The sequence below is a fragment of the Streptomyces sp. NPDC026377 genome (assembly GCF_055567715.1).
Window position 1 is genome coordinate 179,955 of the sequence record NZ_JBVHPV010000014.1, and the last position, 6,647, is coordinate 186,601.

6 protein-coding genes are annotated in these 6,647 nt (G+C 72.7%); 3 read left to right on the forward strand and 3 right to left on the reverse strand.

The genetic code is table 11. The annotated features are described in order from the left end of the window. Positions 1-10: 10 nt before the first annotated feature. From ACZ4MU_RS26530 to ACZ4MU_RS26540, 3 genes are all read right to left on the reverse strand, one after another. Positions 11-2,185 (reverse strand): putative bifunctional diguanylate cyclase/phosphodiesterase, encoded by a 2,175-nt coding sequence (locus tag ACZ4MU_RS26530; protein WP_467881357.1) that lies wholly within the window; start codon positions 2,183-2,185, stop codon positions 11-13. Beyond that, positions 2,182-2,994, reverse strand: coding sequence for an SAM-dependent methyltransferase (locus ACZ4MU_RS26535; RefSeq protein WP_467881359.1), 813 nt, complete (start codon positions 2,992-2,994; stop codon positions 2,182-2,184). The genes ACZ4MU_RS26530 and ACZ4MU_RS26535 overlap by 4 nt, the downstream gene beginning before the upstream one ends. A 237-nt stretch (positions 2,995-3,231) precedes the next feature. Then, positions 3,232-4,203, reverse strand: coding sequence for an SCO0930 family lipoprotein (locus ACZ4MU_RS26540; protein WP_467881360.1), 972 nt, complete (start codon positions 4,201-4,203; stop codon positions 3,232-3,234). A 228-nt stretch (positions 4,204-4,431) separates the two neighbouring features. On the opposite strand from ACZ4MU_RS26540, the gene ACZ4MU_RS26545 reads away from it, so the two are divergent. From ACZ4MU_RS26545 to ACZ4MU_RS26555, 3 genes are all read left to right on the forward strand, one after another. Continuing rightward, on the forward strand, positions 4,432-4,992 hold the full coding sequence (locus ACZ4MU_RS26545; protein ID WP_467881362.1) for a hypothetical protein: 561 nt from the start codon (positions 4,432-4,434) through the stop codon (positions 4,990-4,992). A 55-nt stretch (positions 4,993-5,047) separates the two neighbouring features. Then, positions 5,048-5,812 carry a bestrophin-like domain gene (locus tag ACZ4MU_RS26550; RefSeq protein WP_467881363.1) on the forward strand — a complete coding sequence of 255 codons (765 nt, stop codon included), beginning with the start codon at positions 5,048-5,050 and terminating at the stop codon, positions 5,810-5,812. Between the two features lie 179 nt (positions 5,813-5,991). Beyond that, positions 5,992-6,543: a hypothetical protein gene (locus ACZ4MU_RS26555; protein ID WP_467881364.1), complete on the forward strand. Its 552-nt coding sequence runs from the start codon at positions 5,992-5,994 to the stop codon at positions 6,541-6,543. Positions 6,544-6,647: the final 104 nt, after the last annotated feature.

A 6,647-nucleotide genomic window follows, 5' to 3' on the forward strand; every position in this document is an offset into this window, starting at 1 on the left:
GCGGTACGGCTCAGACGGCGTCGGTGAGGGCCAGCGAGTGGATGCGGTCCGGGGCGCCCGGACGCGCGTAGTACCAGCCCTGGGCGGTGTCGCAGCCCAGCTCGCGCAGCTGCTCGGCCTGCGCCCCGGTCTCCACCCCCTCGACGGTGACGGCCAGGTGCAGGCTGTGGGCGAGCGCCACGATCCCCTCGACGATCTTGATGTCGACCGGGTCGGCCGGATGCTGCTGCATGGACTGGGTGAACGAGCGGTCCAGCTTCAGCACGCTCACCGGGAGCCGGCGCAGGTTCGCCAGGTTGGAGTAGCCGGTGCCGAAGTCGTCGAGCGCGATGTCCACCCCCATGTCCGCGAGCTGGCGCAGCGGCTTCAGCAGGTCGTCGTCGGCGCCGATCAGTGCGGACTCGGTGACCTCCAGGCAGAGCGCGCCCGGCTCCAGACCGGAGCGCTCCAGCACCTCCACCGTGTCGGCCACCAGCCCCGGGTGGTGCAGCTGTGTCGGCGAGAGGTTCACATTGACCCGCAGCGGGCCGCCCGCCCGGGAGCCCGGGTGGCGCTCCTGCCAGAACCGGGCCTGGCGTACGGACTCCGCCATCACCCAGCGCCCCAGCGGCACGATCAGACCGGTGTGCTCGGCGAGCGGGATGAACCGGTCCGGGCCCAGCACACCGTGCTGCGGATGCGACCAGCGCACCAGCGCCTCCGCCCCGTGCACACTGCCGTCGACCAGGTGCACCAGCGGCTGGTACTCGATGAAGAACTCCCCGCGCTCCAGCGCGGCCGGCAGCGCGTTGGTCAGCCCGTGCCGGGTGATCGCCCGGGCGTCGGCCTCCGGGTCGGCCCGCTCGAAGCGGTTGCCGCCCGCCGCCTTGGCCCGGTACATCGTGATGTCCGCGCTGCGCAGCACCTCCGCCGGACCGCGCTCGCCCGCGGGACCCTCCACCACGCCGATCGAGCCGCGCACCGAGAGCTCACGGCCCTCCAGGCGGATCGGGGCGGAGAGCACGTGGAGGATGCGGGAGGCCAGTTCGTCGACCTCGCGCAGGGTGTCGGTGCCGGTGGTCAGGGCCACGAACTCGTCGCCGCCGAGCCGCGCCACCATCTCGCCGGGCCCGGTCGCACAGCTCTGGAGCCGGTCGGCGACCTCCACCAGGAGCCGGTCGCCCGCCGAGTGGCCCAGGCTGTCGTTGACCGCCTTGAAGCCGTCGAGGTCGAGGTAGCAGAGCCCGAAGCGCTTGCCCTCGCCCGCCGAGAGCGCCTTGTCGAGGCGCTCGAAGAACAGGGTGCGGTTGGGCAGCCCGGTCAGCGCGTCATGGGTGGCCTCGTAGCGCAGCCGCAGGTTGAGCAGCCGCCGCTCGGTGGTGTCCTCCATCAGGGCCAGCTGGTACTGCGGGCGGCCCTCGGCGTCGCGGAGCAGGGAGACCGTCAGATTGGTCCACAGGACAGTGCCGTCGCCCCGGTAGTACGGCTTCTCGACCCGGTAGTGGTCGCGCTCGCCCCGGACCAGCTCCTCGTACAGCTTCCAGACCTGCGGCGCGTCCTCGGGGTGCACCCACTCGCTGACGTTGCGGCTGCGGATCTGCCCCTCGACGCCGCCGAACATCCGGGTGAGGGTCTCGTTGACCTCCAGGACGTGGCCTTCGAGGTCGGCGATGCCGATGCCGACGGCGGCCCCCTCGAAGACCGCGCGGAACCGGGCCTCGGTGGTGTGCAGAGCCTCCTCCGCGGCGCTGCGCGCGCTGAGCGCGGAGCGGGCTATGGCCTCCTGCTCGCGCAGGGTGCGCTCGCGCAGCGCCTGGGCGAACCCGGCGGCCAGCGCGTGCTGGAGGCGGGCGCAGCGGGCCCGCGCCTCCTCGGCGCCCAGCTCCCCTCCCGTACCGCAGTACAGGACGAGATAGGAGTCGACGACGCCGAGGGTGCGGCTGAGCGCGTCCGGGTCGGTGCAGTGGGCGCCGACCAGGGCCGCGCCGATCTCCTGCGCGGGCGCCGGGTCGAAGTGGCGGCGGTGCAGCGCCTCGATGAGCCGGCGGGCCAGCGGCAGCAGATGGCGCTCGAACTCCGGGCGGGTCAGCGACGTGGCCGTCACCGGGAAGATGGCCCGGCTCCAGATCGTGGCGAACCGTCTGAGCCGGGACTCGGGACCGTCGGGATCGACGGGCTGCCCGTCCGCGTGGGCCGGGGTGCTCACGCTATGCGTCCCACGCCGGCGAACCCCGAGAAGGCGTAGGGGTCTTCCTGCTCCGGCGAGTTCTCCGGGCGCCACATGGGCATCTGCACCAGACCGGGCGCGACCATCTCGAACCCGTCGAAGAAGGTGGCGATCTCCTCGCTGGTCCGCATGACCAGCGGATTGCGGATGGTGCGGTAGACGCCCACCGCCCCGCCGGCCCGGTCCTCGCTGAGCGGTATGCCCTCGTACGCGGCGTGGGTGAGGATCAGCAGGCTGCCGGGGGCGAGCGCGTCGCGCAGCTCGGCGACCGCGGCGCGCGGGTCGTCGCTGTCCTCCACGAAGTGCAGGACGGCGACGAGGAGCAGCGCGACGGGCCGGTCCAGGTCGAGCAGGTGGGCGACCTCGGGGCTGGAGAGAATGTCCTGCGGTTTGCGCAGGTCGGCTGCGACCACACCCGCGCGCTCGTTGCCCTCCAGGACGGCCCTGCTGTGCGCGACGGCCACCGGGTCGTGGTCGACGTAGACGACCCGCGCCTCGGGGACGGCGCTCTGGGCCACCTCGTGGACGTTGCCGAAGGTCGGGATGCCCGAGCCGATGTCCAGGAACTGCGTGATGCCCTCGTCCAGGGCGAAGCGGACCGCCCGCCGCATGAACGCCCGGTTCGCCTGCATCACCTTGGGCAGCCCCGGAATGAACTCCATGGCCTTGCGCGCGGCTTCCCGGTCCACCTCGAAGTTGTGCGATCCGCCCAGGTAGTAATCGTAGATGCGGGACACACTCGGCACCGATATGTCGATGCCCGCAGGGGCCCAGGCAGGACGCTCCATCTATGTCTCCAACAGCTCGCCGCGGGGGTGTGATGGCCATGTGCATGGTCCGTGTTCGAGCTGAGGCTACTGATCGTCCGGCGGGAGGGCGAGTAAAAACGGAAAATGCCGATCCGTTATTGGTCACACACAAGTTCGGTCACATCTTCCGGAACACGCCCCCGTCCGGCCGGAACACGCGTCGAACCCGCCACCGCGCGGGGGACACGGTGACGGGCCGACGGCCTGGGGAGGCGCCTACTTGGCGGTGGCGATCAGCTTCCCCTCGGGCGACACGGCCCACCAGGTGCCGCCCACGCCCTGGCCGTTGGTGTCGCCGGGCTTGCTGTCGCCGGAGTAGGTGTAGACCGGCCAGCAGTTGATGGACTGCTGCTTGATGCCGTCGGGCCGGTCGAAGGTGACGTACCCCTTCTGGATGATGCCCTCGGTGTTCTTCTTCTCGACGGGTGCGACCACCGGCCACTTCTTGAGGCACTCACCGGTGCAGGCCGACTTCATGGGCCAGGCGGAGTCCTTCTTGAACCGGTAGACGGTCATCCCCCGGGCATCGACGATGATCTTGCCGAGCTTGGCGTCGTCGCGGACCGACAGACCCGGCAGGCTCGGGGCCTGCTCCCCTGCCCCGGAGCTGTCCGCCGAGGGCGTCGCCTTCTTGCCGTCGGGGGCCGAGGCGTGCCAAGTGCCGCCCACACCCTGCCCGGTGGCGTCACCGGGCTTGGCGTCCTTGGTGTACCGGTACATCGGCCACCCGGCGATCGTCAGCTGCTTGCTGCCGTCGGCGCGGGTGACCTCGCCGATCAGCGCGGCGTCGGTGCCGGGAGGGGCGACGGCACTGCCCGCGGGCACGGCCGGCCACAGCTTCGCGCAGTCGCCGTCGCAATTCGACTTGGGCGGACTCGCGGTGTCCTTGTCGAAGCGGTAGAGCGTGAAACCGGCACTGTCGGTCACCACCTTGCCCAGTTCCTTGCTGTCCCACACGGCGAGCTGCCCGGCCGACTTGGCGGCCGTCCGGGAGGTGGAGCCGGACGCCGAGCCGTAGCCGCCGTCCCCGTATCCGTAGCCGGTGCCGCTGCCGGCCGCCTGGGCGGCGTTGCCGACCGGCTGGCCCTTGGGCGAGGCACTTCCCTTGTCCTGACCGCACGCCGTCGCCGTGAGTGCCAGTACTGCCGCCGCCGTCACCGCGAGCGAGGCGTTGCGCCAGGTTGCCATGTCAACTCCCGTTGATCCTCTGCTGGTTGTGGCGCCTGGGGTGCGCCTTTCCTGGCTCTAGGTACGCGTCAGGGCCCCCCGGGCGTTCAACGCCTGCGAAAGAATTTTCCCGCCCGCACCGGATCGCCCCGGGCGGTTCCAAACGCAAAGGGGGCCGATCTCCCCCCATCAGGCGAATCCGGGACGCTCTCATGGCCGGACCGCCCGCGGGGCCGGATGATCCTCGGCGTGCACGTACCCCACCTGGCCCAGCGGCTGCTCTCGGCCGCCGCCCTCGCCCTGCTGCTGGCCGGCCCCGCGCCGTCCGCGCGCGCGGACGCCTGCGCGTACGCCTCGGTCTCGGGCGGTGCCGGGGACGACTGGGCGGTCGCGGTCGCGGGGGACGGCGTCTGCACGCCTCCGCCCCGGCCCCCCTCACCGAAGCCGCCGCCGCCGAAGCCGCCCGCGCCCAAACCCCCGGCGCCCAAACCCCCGCCCGCCCCGCCCCCGGCTCCACCCGCGCCGGTGCCTCCCCCGGCGCCGCCCGCGCCGCCGCCCCCGAAGCCCGCGCCGGCGCGTCCCGTGGTGCCCGCACCGCCCGCACCCGCTCCCCCGCCGCCGCCCGCGCCCACGCCCGTACCGCCGAGCCCGTCGGCCACGCCGCCGCGGCCGCGGCCCGTCGCTCTGCCCGCCTACCGCAGGCCGCCGCGGAAGAAGCCCTCGCCGGGGCTCTCCCCGGTGACGCTCACCCTGCTGATCACGGCGCCCGCGGTGGTCGCCGTCGCGGTCCTGCGCCCCCGCTCCCACTAGCCGTGGGCCCCCGGCGCGCCCGCGCCGTCCCCCGCTCCCCCGCCGGAGGTACCCCTTGAAGGACTGGATCGTCCTCGCCATCGCGATGGCCGCCGCGTGCGCCGTCGTGCTGACCATCGTCGTCGTCAACCACCGCCGCATCCGCGAGGACGACGACCCCACCCAGACCCCGGACGTCATGGAGTACATGACGATGATGATGGGAGTGGTGTACGCGATCGTGCTCGGCCTCGCCATCGCGGGTGTCTGGGAGGCCCGGGGGGCGGCCTCGGACACCGTCCGCCAGGAGGCGCAGGCGCTCCACGAGGTGAGCGAGCGCGTCCAGGTCTACCCGGCCCCGGTGCGCGACCGCATCCGCGCCGATGTCGACTCCTACGTCACCTACGTCGTCCACGCCGAGTGGCACCACATGGAGGTCGAGGGCGAGCTCGGCGACAGGGGGACGGTCCTGCTCGACCGGTTGCGCCGGGACGTCACGGACTACCGGCCCGCCAACGACCACGAGGGGCAGGCCTACCAGCCGCTGGTCGACCAGGTGGCGGCCGTCGACGAGGCCCGGACGACGCGCGGACAGGGAGCCGGGGCCACGATGCCGGGGGTCGTCTGGTTCGGGCTGATCACCGGGGCCGTGGTGACCGTCGGCCTGATCTTCACGCTCCAGATCCGCCGCACCGGGCGCGAACTGCTGCTCGCCGGGCTCTTCAGTGTGCTCATCGCCTTCCTGCTCTTCCTGATCTGGGACTTCGACGCCCCCTTCGGCCGCGGCCTCTCGGCCACCGCGGCTCCCTTCCACGACCTCTTCCCCGAACTGTTCGACTGAGCCGGACGCCCGGCGACACCCCGGAGTGTCCGCCGGGTGGGGGAACGGAATGCCCCATTCGCCGGACACCGATCGCGACCGGGGCCCCCCGCTCCTAGCGTGTCGGGCATCGAGGTGCATTTCCCGCTTTACGTGGAAAACGGTTCCGCAGTGCTCCTCGGGGACCCGGAGGATTGTCCATGGGCGCGATACGCATCGCATCCGCCACCTTGCTGGGCGCCGCGGCGCTCTCCCTCGCCGCCCCCGCGGCGGCCCTGGCCGCCGACGGCGGTGGCGCGCACGGCAGCACCATCACGTCGTTCGGCTTCAGCGTGAACCCATCCGCCGTCGCCCCCGGCGGTACGGTCACGCTCAATGTCACCGGGTGCCCCTCCACCGCCACCGCCTCCTCCGGCGTCTTCAACACGGTGACCATCTCGCCGAACAGCTCCACGACCGCCCAGGTCGACTTCCAGGCCAGGCGCGGTGCCACCTACACCGTGACGTTCATGTGCGCCGGGGAGCGGGGAACCACCGACCTCACCATCACCGGCGGCGGCTTCCCGACCCTGCGGCCCGCGCCCACCGCCACCCCCACCATCAGCACCACCACGGCCCCCTCGCGCGGTGTCCGGGGCGGTGTCGGCGGCACCTCGCAGGGTGTCGACACGACCGAGATCGCGATCGGCCTCGCGCTCGTCGCCGCGGCGGGCGGCGGTCTCATGCTCTATCTGCGCCGCCGGGACCAATAGGGGCCCGCGGCCCGTCCCCCGCACAACGGCCGCGAACCGCCGGGGGGGGGGGGGGGGGGGCCGCGCCGGCGGCGAAGACCCGGGCGGGCGGGAGGAGGTGGGGT